This window comes from Nostoc sp. NZL (genome assembly GCF_015714705.1).
GTDB lineage: Bacteria > Cyanobacteriota > Cyanobacteriia > Cyanobacteriales > Nostocaceae > Nostoc > Nostoc foliaceum_A.
Genome location: NZ_WBKL01000135.1, coordinates 1 through 14636 on the forward strand (window position 1 = coordinate 1; position 14636 = coordinate 14636).

Annotated in this window: 17 protein-coding genes and 1 pseudogene; 4 read left to right on the forward strand and 14 right to left on the reverse strand. The window is 42.0% G+C overall.

Features of this window, described 5'->3' with window-relative positions; all coding sequences use genetic code 11:
* Positions 1–192: 192 nt before the first annotated feature.
* The 4 genes from F8R90_RS19360 to F8R90_RS19375 form a co-directional block, all read right to left on the reverse strand.
* Positions 193–525, reverse strand: a complete 333-nt coding sequence (locus F8R90_RS19360; RefSeq protein WP_196512030.1) for a DUF1392 family protein — start codon at positions 523–525, stop codon at positions 193–195.
* A 323-nt stretch (positions 526–848) separates the two neighbouring features.
* Positions 849–1754, reverse strand: coding sequence for an amino acid ABC transporter substrate-binding protein (locus tag F8R90_RS19365; RefSeq protein ID WP_196512031.1), 906 nt, complete (start codon positions 1752–1754; stop codon positions 849–851).
* A gap of 303 nt (positions 1755–2057) precedes the next feature.
* Positions 2058–2903 carry a GNAT family N-acetyltransferase gene (locus tag F8R90_RS19370; protein WP_196512032.1) on the reverse strand — a complete coding sequence of 282 codons (846 nt, stop codon included), beginning with the start codon at positions 2901–2903 and terminating at the stop codon, positions 2058–2060.
* Between the two features lie 383 nt (positions 2904–3286).
* Complete coding sequence (locus F8R90_RS19375) at positions 3287–4276, reverse strand: helix-turn-helix domain-containing protein (protein ID WP_196512033.1); 990 nt, start codon at positions 4274–4276, stop codon at positions 3287–3289.
* 498 nt (positions 4277–4774) lie between these two features.
* Here F8R90_RS19375 and F8R90_RS19380 point away from each other — a divergent pair, with 498 nt between their 5' ends.
* A complete protein-coding gene (locus tag F8R90_RS19380; RefSeq protein ID WP_196512034.1) occupies positions 4775–5308 on the forward strand; it encodes an isochorismatase family cysteine hydrolase in 534 nt (177 codons plus the stop codon).
* Between the two features lie 5 nt (positions 5309–5313).
* Here the strand turns inward: F8R90_RS19380 and F8R90_RS32950 are convergent, their stop codons facing one another.
* Complete coding sequence (locus F8R90_RS32950) at positions 5314–5568, reverse strand: GNAT family N-acetyltransferase (protein ID WP_331000686.1); 255 nt, start codon at positions 5566–5568, stop codon at positions 5314–5316.
* 12 nt (positions 5569–5580) lie between these two features.
* Between F8R90_RS32950 and F8R90_RS19390 the strand changes: the two genes are divergently transcribed.
* Entirely contained in the window at positions 5581–5787 is a 207-nt protein-coding gene (locus F8R90_RS19390) for a hypothetical protein (protein WP_196512035.1), read from the forward strand.
* 807 nt (positions 5788–6594) lie between these two features.
* On the opposite strand, the gene F8R90_RS19395 is transcribed toward F8R90_RS19390, so the two are convergent.
* The 3 genes and pseudogenes from F8R90_RS19395 to F8R90_RS19405 all read right to left on the reverse strand — a co-directional run bounded on the left by F8R90_RS19395 (position 6595) and on the right by F8R90_RS19405 (position 9780).
* Positions 6595–7566 (reverse strand): ExeA family protein, encoded by a 972-nt coding sequence (locus tag F8R90_RS19395; protein ID WP_196512036.1) that lies wholly within the window; start codon positions 7564–7566, stop codon positions 6595–6597.
* Positions 7556–9206: pseudogene (locus tag F8R90_RS19400) on the reverse strand (IS481 family transposase). Before F8R90_RS19400 ends, F8R90_RS19395 begins: the two are co-directional and overlap by 11 nt.
* 16 nt (positions 9207–9222) lie before the next feature.
* On the reverse strand, positions 9223–9780 hold the full coding sequence (locus F8R90_RS19405) for a recombinase family protein (protein WP_196512037.1): 558 nt from the start codon (positions 9778–9780) through the stop codon (positions 9223–9225).
* Between the two features lie 408 nt (positions 9781–10188).
* On the opposite strand from F8R90_RS19405, the gene F8R90_RS19410 reads away from it, so the two are divergent.
* A complete protein-coding gene (locus tag F8R90_RS19410) occupies positions 10189–10512 on the forward strand; it encodes a DUF2795 domain-containing protein (protein ID WP_196512038.1) in 324 nt (107 codons plus the stop codon).
* 38 nt (positions 10513–10550) lie between these two features.
* Here F8R90_RS19410 and F8R90_RS19415 read toward each other — a convergent pair whose 3' ends face one another.
* The 6 genes from F8R90_RS19415 to F8R90_RS19440 all read right to left on the reverse strand — a co-directional run bounded on the left by F8R90_RS19415 (position 10551) and on the right by F8R90_RS19440 (position 14261).
* Positions 10551–10826 carry an HU family DNA-binding protein gene (locus tag F8R90_RS19415; RefSeq protein ID WP_196512044.1) on the reverse strand — a complete coding sequence of 92 codons (276 nt, stop codon included), beginning with the start codon at positions 10824–10826 and terminating at the stop codon, positions 10551–10553.
* A 130-nt stretch (positions 10827–10956) separates the two neighbouring features.
* Positions 10957–11754, reverse strand: a complete 798-nt coding sequence (locus tag F8R90_RS19420) for an alpha/beta fold hydrolase (RefSeq protein ID WP_196512039.1) — start codon at positions 11752–11754, stop codon at positions 10957–10959.
* Positions 11755–12010: 256 nt separating this feature from the next.
* Positions 12011–12706 (reverse strand): nitroreductase, encoded by a 696-nt coding sequence (locus F8R90_RS19425; protein ID WP_196512040.1) that lies wholly within the window; start codon positions 12704–12706, stop codon positions 12011–12013.
* 71 nt (positions 12707–12777) lie between these two features.
* A complete protein-coding gene (locus tag F8R90_RS19430) occupies positions 12778–13032 on the reverse strand; it encodes an alpha/beta fold hydrolase (RefSeq protein ID WP_196512041.1) in 255 nt (84 codons plus the stop codon).
* Between the two features lie 198 nt (positions 13033–13230).
* Positions 13231–13590 carry an alpha/beta fold hydrolase gene (locus F8R90_RS19435; protein WP_196512045.1) on the reverse strand — a complete coding sequence of 120 codons (360 nt, stop codon included), beginning with the start codon at positions 13588–13590 and terminating at the stop codon, positions 13231–13233.
* A 278-nt stretch (positions 13591–13868) separates the two neighbouring features.
* Complete coding sequence (locus tag F8R90_RS19440; protein WP_196512042.1) at positions 13869–14261, reverse strand: hypothetical protein; 393 nt, start codon at positions 14259–14261, stop codon at positions 13869–13871.
* Between the two features lie 74 nt (positions 14262–14335).
* Between F8R90_RS19440 and F8R90_RS19445 the strand changes: the two genes are divergently transcribed.
* Positions 14336–14542, forward strand: a complete 207-nt coding sequence (locus tag F8R90_RS19445) for a hypothetical protein (protein ID WP_196510761.1) — start codon at positions 14336–14338, stop codon at positions 14540–14542.
* Positions 14543–14636: the final 94 nt, after the last annotated feature.

Below are 14636 nucleotides of genomic sequence, written 5' to 3' on the forward strand. Positions count from 1 at the left end.
TCTTTTACTTGTGTAAAATATTCCTGAAATTTAGTGGTAATGTCTTTGCTATCTATGCTATGTGCAAAAGATGCTTTGGTTTTGCTTTTCTTGTTCTCAAATCCGGTTGACATTACTCGAACCTTGCACCTAGATGGATTAAATCTTACCCTAGCTCGGATTGTGCCACTTTGTTTCCAACCTGATTGCTGATCAGGCAAGTCCGCTTGTCAATAGCGTTTGAGACGCGCTAACCCTGACCTCAACTATGTCCCCCAATTTAAAAGCTGGAGTAGAAACAGTGGACTTTTCTAGTACATTGGTTCTATGAAATTCTTGTTCAGCTAAGTAGAGAGTTTCATTCTGGCAAACAATTGCATAAATCCATTCCTGTCTTTCCCACTGAACACCACAGCAGTAGCCTGACAAATCTGAGATTGACAACAAAACTTTTTCTAACATTTTCACTGCTAGGGGAGGCATGGACTGACCCCATTCAGGAGAAATATGCCAACACGATTCTAAGGCGGTAATTTGGTTAATCATCTGGGAATGTAGTTCTCTTTTTTATACATACACTCCCAAGCATCAGTCTGATCCGGAATATAAATGAACTACCCCGTCCATCTTCATAGCATGGCAAACGCATCTAAAGTACAAGAATCCCTTAATAGCAAGGGTTTGGACGTTTCATAATTTAGGCTGTTTTTTCATCAAGATCCTTATTCAGCAAGTGTTTCATTTTTTACTTGTGTTTGCCCTGAGCTTCATAGATGGGCGGGGTAGTTCATTTTTTTCCTGTTGTGCTGCATTGATATTTGCTCATTGTTTTCCTGAACCCAATGATTTTGTGGGGAAAACCGATTATTTTACAGGTCACTTTTGGGAACTTCCTCATGAAATTCTATGACCAATTGCATAGTTTCCACTACCAAATCACGTAAATCCCGATTGAGCGCTACAGTGTCATTCGCTCCAAACCAACGGTCAAAAATAGCGACATATCGCTGATTTCCATTGACGAATCCTTGCATGAACTTGACCAGAGAATAGTTGACTGTATCCAAGAATTTCGAGTTATTTTCTGGCACCATGCAAGCAATACCTTCTCGTGAATAGGGGCGATCGGGTACAATTTTAAAAGCATCTGGATTTTTTTGCTGTTGCAGCCATCCCTCTAAAAGAATACTATCAGATGAGAAAGCATCAATAGTACCTTCTTGCAAAGCTGTGTATCCCTCTGCCCTCGTTTTAAAATACACTAGTTTAGCTTGGGGTTGTACATGAGCGATCGCCTGCTCATTCGTGGTTCCCGCCAACACACCAATTTGCTTACCAATAAGGGATTCAGGGGAACCTAGATTACTTCCTTCCTTAACTAACAATTGGGTTCCAGTCACACCGTAGCTGACAGAGAAGTCTATTTTTTTATCTCGCTTCCATGTAAAACTACTAGCATCACACACAATATCAACTTGTTGATTAACTATTTTAGGAATCCGCTCAGAGGGGCTAAGACCAACTAATTGCAGTTTAATTTTTTTCCCCAGGTCTTTTTCTAATTGCTCTTTAATTAGAGTCAGCATATCTACAGAATAGCCATTTAACTTTCCTTGACTATTCACATAGGCAAAAGGTAGCGCATCTCTACTAGTACCAGCTGTTAATACCCCTGTTCTTTTTACTTTTTGCATCACAGTCTCAGCACCTACCACATTAGGCATGAGCGTTGCAAACATAAGACTTAAAATAGGAATAGCAATTTTTTTATGCATAAGCTTTAGAATAGGTCGTTTTTTCAAAAATCAAATCTGATTTATATATCAAGTTAAAGAAACTATCACTATCGAGTACACAGGAAGGTTATTTAGTAACTATTCTTTACATTATTGCTCTTTTATAGCTCGTCAAATAAAAATTTTAGCCAACTTCTAAACAAGTTATAGAAGCTGGGTTTGGAGCTTGATTTGGCTTTGTTACATGAATGAGAAAAAGACAAGCAATTTCAACTTTTTTTTGAAGTTAGAGAAATTGGGAAATCATATAGGAATCATTGCATCCACATTGTTTATCCGTCTCTAACCAAGTTCCAAACTTGTCACAGCAAAGATGCGATTAATAGGTAAGTTAGGAATTTCTTTACTGTACATCCGAGCCACTTGAAAGACTGGCTGCAATTGGTAACGTTGAACTAAAGCAATCGCTTGGAAGTTGGGATCTGGCACATCAAGAAATACTGGGAAATCCGGATTTTGTGCAAGCAGGGCTTGAAACAATGCTTCAGCAATTTGTTCGTCATTAGCAAACAGTGGCCCAATCCGAAAACCTGTCTGAGCAGACCTGATAACTCCATAGCCAACAAGATATCCATTTTTGAGAAACCCAAAAGCATTACTTTCTGGCTGTTCAATCCAATGTCGCAGAAACAGCGAACGCTTAGAAGGAAAAAGTTGACAATCGTAAGCCACCAAATCTTCAAAAGGTACTGTTTTCAGTTCTACGATCCCAGCAGGTACAACACCCCCACCCACCCCTTCATAACGAATATGGTTATAAGCGATTTGGAAACCAGACTTATTGTAGTTATCTTGTTGAGCTACTACGCCATCCAAGCCGATGTTACGGTCAGCACCCAGATGCTTCATTGCTGTCTTCCAAATTTTCATACCTAACCCCTGTCCACGAAACTGGGGTTTCACAATGTAAAAACCTAGAAAACCGAAGTGTTGATCGTAAGCTACAGCAGAAATGCATCCCACCGGCTCACCATTCAACTCACCCAATAAAAAACCGCCTTCGTCAGTTTGATAAAAAGATTGAGCATCATACCTGCCTGGATTCCAACCTTCAATTGCTGCCCAACTAATCGCTAAATCTATTTCCGACCTATTCATTGGGCGGATGATGAAGTTGTCAGTAGTCATAATCTCTTCTTACTGATAGGCTGTTAACTATTTAACTTTGCTTTTGCAAACCCAGCAATAACTCTTAATTTTTTTCTTAGAACGGTAAAATTAACTTGAGGGTCGAGATTAAAACCTTAATTGTGTTTGCTAAAAAGACAATCTCAAACGAGTTTTCTACGATTCCAAGATACCTCTAGCAAGTTTTACTACGCTAGGAAGATACTGCTTAAGCATCCCCGCTGGAATAACTTGAACAAACATGAATTGGCGGGATCTGTCTGGTCAACACTGTTACGCATTAGGTCTTGAAGGTTTGTTCAAGTTATTTTTGCACGGGCCCCGAATGGTTAAAATTGGCGGCGTAGCCCACACGAGAGCCGTTATCAGGCAGGTGCAGTTCGTTAATATAATACTTCTGGTGGGGAAATATCAGATCCGACAGCCACACCAGTGTTAGTAGATTTAATCCCTGGTTTAACAGTAGGGGATTGTTGTTTTAACGATTGTAAAACAGAAGAAGAGTTATCTTGCTCATTTGATATATTGGTATTTGCTTGTTGCTGGGACATCAGAGCTAATCCTCCCATTGCACCAGCAAGAAGAGCTGTATAACCTACATATAAATGCGTCGGACGAATTTCCAATCCCATTCCTTTTTTAGATTGATCCGAAAAGGGCCTCCTTACTGGTATAGCTGCTAGGAATGGCAAAGAAGCAGCTAAAGCAACACCATTAAGTCCTAAAGCATCTCCATAACGTCGTATAAATCCACGTACAAAAATGTCATCTGATAATTCTTTCCAGTTGCCGTTTTCTAATGCCTCTATCAGCTCCGTTCGGATATGAGTGGAAAGCTGAATGTGGTCCAAAGAAAGCCCTTTGGATTGACGGGTTTTTTGGAGTTGTTGCCCGATTTGACGTAGGCACACCATGCGTTGTTGGGCTGCAAGTTCAGCTTGTCCAGCAAGTTCAGCTTGAGAAATTCTCTGATGATTAAGCAATTGTAGTGGTTTTTTCCACAGCGAATTTTCTGCTGTATTTTTAGAGGGTTCCTCTCGGAGAGTGCAATGCTCCTGCTGTATCTCTGGTGAAGAATCGACTGTTTCTGTGGCTTGCTTGGTATCTGTAACTGTTTCAACTTTTTGAGATTGTTGGGCAAATTGTTGAAATGCTAACCCGATCGCTTCTCTACCTACAGCTTTTAATAAATCTTGAGCCTGATCTGTTTGTTCACCTATTAACTTCTGCACAATCGCTAAAGCACGTCGATAAACTCCGCTACGATGCAGTTGTACTTCTATTTCTCCTAAAAGCGATCGCAACTGATCTTGAGAAATTTCAATATTCGAATTGTCCAGAATTTGCAAATAGTATACAGGAGTAGTAACCATTGTGAAAGCCTTTTATATGAACTCAATCAAAGAAAGTTACAATCATATCTTCATTATTTTTCCTAACTTCATCTTTGTTTTCCGGATGTTAATTGTATAATTTAATTTTTTTAATTGCTCATCAACACTGAAGCGAGTCAGGAATAACCGTAGCCATAATTGCCAAAAGAATACCAGTGTCTCTTTGAGGAAAAACCTTGGGTGCGTACCAAGGATAAATTCTAGAAGTGCTACAACGTCGTCTGCTATTGGAAATAGCTAGCTACCCCAATAGCCCACATCAGAAAGGCTTTCGGCAATAAGAGAGAAAATCGATTGCTCTTAGGCGATGACTATGCTCCGTCTAGCGATTGCTGCTCTATCCCCAGATTTCCTTACTCCGCACCCTATCCCAGTAACCATGTCCTGTTGTCCGCCAGGGCATCCACTCAAAGTCGCGGATGTCGTCTTTTATAATATTGTTTTATTTAACTTCGTAACTCTTAATCTAAATAAATTATGGCACCAATAAAGGAAATCCTTCTTGTAGTAGATATGCAAAATGGGTTTATGTCGGAGAAATGCAGACAGATTATTCCTACTGTCATTAAACTAATTGAACGATTTCTAGCGGCTGGTAAACTCGTTGAATTCACCAGATTTATCAATACTACTAACAGTAATTATGTCAAGCTCATTCATTGGTCAAAGTTGATACATGAACTAGAAACGAGCATTATTGATGAACTTCAGCCATATATAAATAGTATTTTCGATAAACATTATTACTCTGCATTTACAGAGAATTTTTCGAGTTTTATTTTGATTAATCAAATCAGCAAAATATATCTTTGTGGAGTTGAAACTGATAGCTGTATTTTGAAGACAGCAATTGACTCTTTTGAGCGTGGTATTGAACCAGTCATTATCGAGGATGCTTGCTTTAGTGAAGGTGGTCAGCAAGCACATGATGCGGGTATTTTTTTGCTGAAACGTAATATAGGAAAAAACCAAATTAAGATGAGTGATGAGGTGATTGAGAAGATATCATAAGCTTCCTAAGCACACCGTTCGGCTTCTTTTATGATGTGTTCAAGAATGTTTGAGGCGACACCCCTACGTCGGTGAGTCTTGGCGGTACGCATTGATTTGATTTCACCACTTCTTGAATCTAGTTCTTTTGGTGCCCCACATCCTTTGTAATTATTCCCATCCCAAGCCGAAAAGAAAGTAATATTAGGCAATCGCAATGCCTCGAAATCAAGAGCATGAACGCTTTGGGGTGGGGTCAGGTTCGGATAAGCACTCTTCACTTTCCTTGTGGTTTGGGAATTGGTTTTGGGGTAAGGGGTAAAGGAATCAATCTAAAACCTTTCCCCTTTCCGCTTTCCCCTTTAACCGAACCGTATTGGGGGTGGGGTAATCTCATGCATATTTTCGAGATGTTCCTCTTAGATGCTAGGCAACTCGGTGATGCAAAATTTTTCTTAGAACAAGCTATTACTGAAGCTGAAAAACTGAAGAGAGATTAATATAACTGATTGCAAATATCTAATATATCTATATGTCCTCAAATTGGCGTACTGGGTATTTTCTCTTGAAAAAGAGGAAATACAAATTTAAAACCCGCACTCTACTGCTAAAGTGCGGGTTTTAAAATATATGCTAGCTAGCGACTTTTATTAAAGATCATATTAAGTGAATATGGTCTTGCATTCTACTATCCATAGAAATATAATAAACAAGTCTTGATAAATACGACTTTCGCTCATCTGCTAAATATTCCCTTAGAGGGATAAATCTTCTAGAGTATCTGCCTCACGCTAGAGATAGCGCATCGTTAAGTTTCATTTGTCAATTAAACAGTAGTCATCCGGTGAAAATAGGAAAACACTCGCTTGCCAATCCGGTACTACTCGAATCTGATCAATGTACAAAACTTACAAAGTAAGCTTTGTATGGGCTACTACGAGAGCATAATTGTACAAGCTGACTTTTACTGATTTTTTTCACTCTCTTCAGTGAATCCACAGCGTCAGACCATAAGGAGATTTATTATGGCTAAACTGAATCCAGTACAGCTACAAAAAAATTTGAACCAAGTTAACTATCCCCTTAGCAAGAAAAACTTGGTTAAGTGTAACGACCTGCAATACTAATCGCTCAAACCTGCAATCAAGACATTTTCAAACCAGGATTAACTGCAACTATAATTACCCTTCAGCCAGGATTAATTGCAACTGAGCCAGGATTAAATGCAACCAACCTGCAATCATCCGTTTGAACCAGGATTAATTGCAACTATAAATACTTCCATTTTTCTTGCGTTTTTAATCCACTCAAAGCGGCAGCCCTGCCGCTAGCATTTGTTCTTGCAATTCACGCGAACGCGCCGGGTCAAGTTGTCCGCGAAACAGCAATTTAATTTCAGCAGGTTTAGCATTAAACTGTTCCGCCAAGCCCCTCACGTCATAACCATGCCGGGTTAAGGTGGGTTCTAAGTCGTCAATTTGCTTAGATAAAACGGACTCAATAATCGCCGTGGTAACAGGTTTTTCTCCAAAGAGGTATGCAGCCTCGAAAGCTAGTGTCAAATGTTGCTCGATTTGTAGTGGTGTTCTCAAGCGTATGGCAAGTAGCTCAATGGCTTCCGCCGACAAGATATCACTTATTTGAGTATCTTCTTCTTTGCATTTAGATACTAACCATTCAATATATTCTCGCTGGCTACCAACAATACCCTCTAAAGAGAAGACCGTTGCTCGATATCCAATTTCTTCCATAGTTGGACGGCGTAAATCATTTTTCAGTTTGGGATGACCAGCTAATACCACTGAAAGTGTGCCACCACCATCTTCAACTACTTCGATTAAACGTTTGAGTCCCGTCAAAGTACTGTAATGTAAGTCGTGAGCCTCATCCACAAATAGCGCCACGGGCTTTTTACCTTTTCTAATCAGGTCGCGCAGTTCCCGTTCTCGTTTTTCGCCGTCTTTTGGGATTTTAATTTCTTTATCTGTGGATAAATCGTAGAATAAGGCAGCAATTAGTGTTGGTAGCGTCGCTCGGTCTTTATCCACAGAAAGGGACTTTGAGACTAGAATCTTACCTTCTTTCTCCAAAACATCAAACAAACGTCGTAAAGTAGTCGTCTTCCCACACCCGATAATTCCAGTTATGGCAACTAACTTCCCGGAATGGATGGCGGATTTAATATCCTTAAACATTTGTTTTTGGTGGTCTGTCTCGTAGTACCCAGCCTTGGGAAACTCCTTAATCAAACGAAAGTGTTCCATGACTTCAGTGAGCATTGTGTTCCCCTCCTTTATTTGAGTGGAAATATTGCCGCACTCGTTCAATAATCGCTTTTTTATTCAAAGTTTCAGCTAACAGTGCATCAATGAATGCCAACTGTTCGGTAGACAATTTAGCCAACGGTTTAGCGAGATAATCGGAAATCGCCCTTTTAGCAAACAGTACAGTGGGATAAGTAAATTCTTGGTATGGGTCGGGGTCATTAAAAGGTGTGACGGTTGGCGTAAGTTCCTTGTACTTATCCACCAGAAATTGTAGATCCGCGTTTTTGTCTAAAGCCGTCCGTGGCAAGCCCAACTTTTTAGCCAAATCGGCAATTTTATCTGCCCGTTCTTCAGTTTTGGTTTTCTTGAATTTACGGTAGCGGTGTAGGGGGATGGGCCCATCAACTGGGTAAAATGGCCCGTAGCGGCGATCGCTAAACTCAACGTATAGCTCGTTATCAAATAAACCCCACCAAAGCACTACGGTTTCACCTGCCAAGTCTGGCTCTACCTCGTAAGTAAGCTACGCCCTCAATTGATACTCTGCCATCTGAACCAACCTTTCTACGTTGCGGTTCGCGGGCAAAGTTACAGAATCGCTCCCAACTACACATTGAACGTAAACCATACTGGGGTATATTTCGCAACCAATCTTCTATCCGCGAATGCGGTTCTATGCGGTGTGGTTTGTCGTTGTAATGCAACAAGTACTGGCGTAACCACAAGTTAGCTTCAACGTCGCTTTCCGGTTCATGAAAGTGATACAGAGTCTCATGGGCTTCTTTAACCGTCCGAAACGGTCTTTCTACTTTGCCTTTGGAACGAGCTGTCACCCTACGACCATCCTTGCCATTGGGCATATGCGTGACTAGCTTAATTCTCAGGCAATCCATCAGATTTTGAAATACGTGGCTTTTAGAAATTGGCCCGTTGTCCGTGTAAATCATCTCTGGAATCCCATGAAAGGGAAATCCATCGGTTGTTTTCACCGTCATCGCATTAAATAAGAAACGTAATGCAGCTTCAACATCCTCCCCATAAACACAGTGATATTCCTGGTAACATACACCACTACGGTCATCGACAATGCTATACAGCATCAGTAGTGGATTACCCTTACCCGGTTCCACCCATGATGGGTGTTTTACGTGTTTGAGATCGGATGGGCTGAGGTCGAAATGCCAACATTCGTTGCTGTATTCTGCTTGAAAACGTACCGCAGGCGGTTGCCTAGTCATACGTTCAGTGTCATACCCCCAGGTTTTCAAGTAATAATTGACAGTGCTTCTAGTTAACGCGCCTTTGGGCGGTTGGACAAAACCATCGGGTGTCTCCATTCCAAATTCTTCCAACAGTTCAATAGCCCGCACTGTAGAGACATGTCGTCCTTTTTTGTTACTGGTACGGATTTTCATTGCGGCGATGACTTCGCAGTAACGTTCCATATCAGAGAGCGAAAGTTTTCTGGGTGTCCCACTATCTGAGCGGTTGATGGATTTTGGGCGTGATGAGTTACGCAAAGCCCGATATAAAGTATCGCTTGACACACCATACAGTGCTGCTGTCTCTTCAATGAGAATTCGACGCTCTTGGCAACGACTAGGCAACCCATCGAGGCGGTGGCGTAAATTGAGCAGTGCCTCTGCCGGGATTTGCTTATGTACCATGTTAGTTATTTATCTCTGCAATATAGTTGTAGAGCGTTGGTTTGGAAATTCCCATCAACTTACATATTTCAATAATGGTGTGTTGACCTTCGGTATAAAGCTTTACTGCTAATTGGCGTTTAGCTGGGTCAAGGGCTTTTGGTCTTCCTCCCTTGTGACCGCGCGAACGCGCTGCTACAAGTCCAGCAGTTGTGCGTTCGCGGATTAGGTTGCGCTCAAATTCTGCTAATGCGCCAAATAAATGGAAAATCAACCTGCCGCTGTTATTTGTGGTGGTGATGGATTCTTGCAAGCTAGAAAGACCAATTCCTCGCTTATCTAGGGTTTCCATTGTTTCAATCAGGTCTTTAAGCGACCTTCCCAAGCGGTCGAGCCGCCATACCACCAAAACATCACCACTCCGTGCTACCTCCAATGCTAGAGAGAGTCCAGGTCTTGCTGCTTTTGCACCACTTATACGGTCGAAGTAAATTTTTTCACAACCAGCAAGCTGCAAAGCATCCATTTGCAGATTCAGATTTTGGTCATCTGTTGAAATTCGGGCGTAGCCTATCAACATACTTTGAACCTCAACAAGTATATATACTCGTTATTTAACAGCGTATGTTGCCTTTGATATAATTACCGAGTTTCGTTACTAAACTTGATTCGGTTTCTGATTCACAATCTGGGTGGTAATAACGGTTAAAAAAAAACGACCGTTTATTTTACCTTATAGTTGCAGATAATCCTGGCTGAAATTTAAATACTTTTGTTTGTAAATTAGGGCGTTTTTTGAGAAAACTGTCTTGCCTACAGTTTGACTGGACTTTCGATTAGTTGCAATTAATCCTGGTTCAAACGGATGATTGCAGGTTGGTTGCAATTAATCCTGGTTCAGTTGCAATTAATCCTGGCTGAAGCGTAATTATAGTTGCAGTTAATCCTGGTTTGAAAATGTCTTGATTGCAGGTTTGAGCGATTAGTATTGCAGGTCGTTACAGTTAAGTATGCTGAAGAAAAAGGTATTGACGAGAAAATCCTACGAATCTTGAAGAAGTTGCCTTCAAAACAATATGAAACCCTGGCTGATGTGGCCAACTTAATTGATGAAATATTCATTACTAAAATCAGTCCAATACAATTAGAGAAAAACTTGATTGCAGTTAACTATCCACTCAGCAAAAAAGACTTGGTTAAGTATGCTGAGGAAAAAGGTGTTGATGAGAAAGTCCTGCGAGCCTTGAAATGGTTGCCTTGTAAACAGTATGAAACATTAGCTGATGTAGACAATGCAATCAATCAACAGTGATTGAATTAATACTAGTAAAGTAAATACATCTGTATTGGTTAAGGTGCTACTTTCTCCCGAAACTGTTTCCCAGCAGAAAATGCAGGCACTTTGGTCGCTGGAATTGTCATTGGCTCATTGGTTTTCGGATTACGCCCTTCGCGTTCTGAGCGATCCCGTCGCTCGAATGAACCAAACCCTATGAGCGTTACCTTTTCACCATTAGGTACAGCCTCGGTAACAACTGACAAAAAAGCACTGATTACTTCATCAGCTTGCTTTTTTGTGACGTTGGCCTTTGCTGCTACAGCATCCACTAGTTCGCCTTTGTTTATAAATTACCTCGCTTGCATTGTCTTAAAAAGTTAAGTTTACAGTTTTGTTGCAAAATTTTTTAGCGTTCAAGTTTATCTCGTGTTTTATATGCTCCAGGGGTAAGGTGTCCAGCCCTGCTGTTTGGCTTTCCTAGCTAACTTCAAGTGATGGCGATAAGAACTGCAAAACTCGTCGGTTGAACTTTTCTGGATTCTCGATGAACATGAAATGTCCACCGCCTTCAGCCGCTTCAAAAATTTCCAACTCAGAGTGAGGGATGCTTTGATTGATCCAGACTTGCGATGTCCACGGGATTATACTTTTTCTTCCAGCAATAATCAGAGTTGGCTTGCGAATCCTCACAATTTGATCGCGCCAGTCTGTATGAAGATGGTTGTATAGCAGCATCGCAGCGATCGCTCGTGGCAAGCGTTGATTGCACTCAACAATCCACTCAAACTGTTCTTTTGATATCGCTGGCATCACCATTGAAGTCAGGAGGTTTCGAGTCATTTCAAGAGCGTTGCCGTTTTCTAGAGTGTGTACTGCTGCATTGACTTGTTCGGCAGTAAACACTGCCCCAGACTCTGCTATTTCTTGAGCGTTCCAATGCGATCGCGAAATGACCAGCGGAGATTGATCGACCAACACTAATCGATCAATCTCATCTAATCCAAATAGATCGAGATAGCTCCAGATCAAGGAACATCCCATTGAGTGACCTAATAGGTGTGGCTTTTCAAGTTGTAGAGCGCCGATCAATTCCTGAATATCTTTGGATAGGCGAGAGATTCGATAACCGAACGATACTTTTTCTGACTCACCGTGTCCTCGCAAATCGACCGCGATCACCTGATAGTGTTCGGCAAAAACGGGAATTTGATATTTGAATTGTTCTGCCGATTGCGACCAACCGTGAAGCATCACGATCGGTTTTCCTTGACCCATGCTGATGTAGCTCAATGTAGCACCGTCAGACGTTCTGAATATTTCTTTGCTGTACAGTGACTTTTTATTTGTGGTAGTGTCAAATTAATGTCATCAAGTGTGTGAACCTCGCACTTCTAGCGATTAGCTTCGAGTACCTACAGAAGACGTGTAAATTTAATCAATATCAATCATTGAAACTGTGGAGCAATCAGACTTGTTTGATAACATGAATTTGTCCCCTTGCCATTTAATTCGGCACTGTACAGCTAGGCAATTACGTATTCCAATCACTTCTATGTGCTAGCTCAAGATCGTTGAGAAACGAAATATTTTTCTCAATGGGATCGCGCTTAATATGCAGATGATTAGGGGGAAAATCAGGATCAGTATAGCCAACGGCTAAACCACATAAAATCGATAGTTCCGGTGAAATATTCAACTCACTGCGGATGACTTCGGGATAAGCTGCTAGCGAAACCTGAGCACAAGTACCAAGTCCACGAGCAGTCAGGCTCAACATCAGCGTTTGTAAATAAATACCTACACTTAAAGCATCCGCATCGCCCAGTTCTCGGTGCATACAGACGATACCGACCACTGGTGCATCAAAAAACTCGTAATTACGCAGAACGGCTCGTTCTCGACTCGCTTTATCTTCACGAGCAATGCCCATTGCTCCATAAACTTGTTCACCCAGTTTCTGGCGGTAATGCTGGAATGCTTCCGGCAGTTGAGCGATTTTGGGTAACTGAGAATCGTCAAAATTCTGAGCTTGATTTAGCAAAGCCGTTTTCAGGCGATCGCGGCGAGTACCTTCAGCAAATACTACCCGCCACGGCTGGGTATTGGAATTCGATGGCGCGAGCTGTGCTAGAGCAAGAGCTTCATTAAGTAAAATTCGCGCCACGGGTTTGGATAAGAATTTTCGGGTTGAGTGCCGATCTTTGATAGTTTGGTCGAGATCAAACATGGTTAATAAACCTTTATGAGAAAGAGTACTTAAAGCTCTGAATCCGCCGTTGATCGTTAGGCTAACGTCAATCAATAACCATCGACTTCGACAACAGCTTTGACAAAGGCCTGTGGGGCTTCTTGAGGCAGATTGTGACCGATGCCCTTGATAATTCGGTGCGAGCGTTTACCAGAGAATTTCTTAGCATAGGATGTTCCATCTGAGGCTGGCGCAACACCATCGGAATCACCATCAAGGGTGATCGTGGGCACAGCGATGATTGGACTTTCAGCAAGTCGCTTTTCCAAATCGTCGTATTGTCGATCGCCTTCAGCCAGGCTCAACCGCCAGCGGTAATTATGAATCACAATGCTGACGTAATCTGGGTTATCGAAGGACGCTGCGGTGCGATCGAATGTGGCATCATTAAAGTCCCATTTCGGAGAATTGAACTTCCAGATGAGCTTCGCAAGATCGCGCCGATTTGCGTTGAGGCCCGCTCGACCGCGTTCTGTGGCAAAATAATACTGATACCACCATCCCTATTCAGCCTTTGGCGGCAACGGCAGCTTGTTGCGTTCAAGGTTGTTAATCAGATATCCATTCACCGAGACCATCGCCTTGCAGCGCTCCGGCCAAAGCGCCGCGATGATGTTGGCCGTCCGCGCTCCCCAATCATAACCAGCGAGGATCGCCTTCTCGATCTTGAGAGCATCCATCAAAGCGATGATATCGAGAGCGACCACCGACTGCTGGGCATTCCGGAACGTTCCACTCGAAAGAAAGCGCGTCGTGCCATGACCGCGCAGATATGGCACGATCACCCTGTAGCCCGCCGACGCCAACAAAGGGGCGACATCGACAAAGCTGTGAATATCGTAGGGCCAGCCGTGCAGAAGAATGACCTACCATAGCTGGGGCCGGCTTCAGCGTATCCAACATTCAAGACGCCGGCATCGATCTGCTTTAGTGCGCCCAATGAGGTGTTTGTCCCTGGCTTAATCGCATTTATATTGCCAGATTGTGCGCCCGCAGAACCGATAATGACAAGATCGGCGGCGGCAATAACCATGGCCGCAGCGCCCAAAAATCGGCGGCGATCGTATTTGAGTTGTTTGGACATATATCTTTCTCTGATCACATTATCAAATCGATGCTGCCTTATTTTTTAATAAGCTGATTATGTACAAGCCGCTATCAATATATTTTCTGCAACGCTCAACAGAGATTTTAACGGAATCCGACTAACATGCACCAGGCGCATTGATCCGTTGGTTGTTGTAACCCCAATTGTTTGATCGCCCTTGTAACCCGATAAAGCTAAGGGTCCCCAAATACCTTCCAGTTTTAAAGCTCCAAAATCAGTTTGATAAGATAAGCGACCAAGATTTGTTAACATTATTTCCCTGGCAACACCTTTTTGTAACAGGTTGGAAATTTCCATTACATCCTTTGCGTTAAAGACTAGCTGGCTGGCAATTCCAATACTAGTTTTAATGCTTTCTAGGGATGAGATACCTTCTATTTCTCTTTTGCTAAATCGCGCCATATCCCAAAATGCTGATGGGAGCATCTCACCTTTGCAAATACAGGTATAATTTTGGGAAAAAAGTTACACTGGCAACAAGAGCGGCAAGTGCAATTACTATGAACCCTGAAGACTTCAAACGTTTGGAAACCTGTTTGCAGGAAGCAGCAGAAATTCTTTATCGGAATACGCCAACAGAAGAGTTGACAAGCTTTGAGAGTATAGAAAAAGCAGTAAGGACAAAGATGCTAGAGCAAGTCAGTCCAAAAATTGCTTTTTTTTTATCAAACAAGTCACAGGAACAGAACTTGGCAGAAAACGAGTAGTCAAGAGCATTGTGGGTAAAATAATAATCACACAGAAACAGGCACAAGTGTTGGGGCTAAAGCCTTATAGCCAATTAAGTCCACTGTTTGAGAA

Bases quoted from the DNA above. Each gene is read 5' to 3' on its own strand.
- F8R90_RS19360 (WP_196512030.1), bottom strand. From the start codon at position 525: ATGATTAACCAAATTACCGCCTTAGAATCGTGTTGGCATATTTCTCCT.
- F8R90_RS19365 (WP_196512031.1), bottom strand. From the start codon at position 1,754: ATGCATAAAAAAATTGCTATTCCTATTTTAAGTCTTATGTTTGCAACG.
- F8R90_RS19370 (WP_196512032.1), bottom strand. From the start codon at position 2,903: ATGACTACTGACAACTTCATCATCCGCCCAATGAATAGGTCGGAAATA.
- F8R90_RS19375 (WP_196512033.1), bottom strand. From the start codon at position 4,276: ATGGTTACTACTCCTGTATACTATTTGCAAATTCTGGACAATTCGAAT.
- F8R90_RS19380 (WP_196512034.1), top strand. From the start codon at position 4,775: ATGGCACCAATAAAGGAAATCCTTCTTGTAGTAGATATGCAAAATGGG.
- F8R90_RS19395 (WP_196512036.1), bottom strand. From the start codon at position 7,566: ATGCTCACTGAAGTCATGGAACACTTTCGTTTGATTAAGGAGTTTCCC.
- F8R90_RS19405 (WP_196512037.1), bottom strand. From the start codon at position 9,780: ATGTTGATAGGCTACGCCCGAATTTCAACAGATGACCAAAATCTGAAT.
- F8R90_RS19420 (WP_196512039.1), bottom strand. From the start codon at position 11,754: ATGGGTCAAGGAAAACCGATCGTGATGCTTCACGGTTGGTCGCAATCG.
- F8R90_RS19425 (WP_196512040.1), bottom strand. From the start codon at position 12,706: ATGTTTGATCTCGACCAAACTATCAAAGATCGGCACTCAACCCGAAAA.
- F8R90_RS19440 (WP_196512042.1), bottom strand. From the start codon at position 14,261: ATGCTCCCATCAGCATTTTGGGATATGGCGCGATTTAGCAAAAGAGAA.
- F8R90_RS19445 (WP_196510761.1), top strand. From the start codon at position 14,336: ATGAACCCTGAAGACTTCAAACGTTTGGAAACCTGTTTGCAGGAAGCA.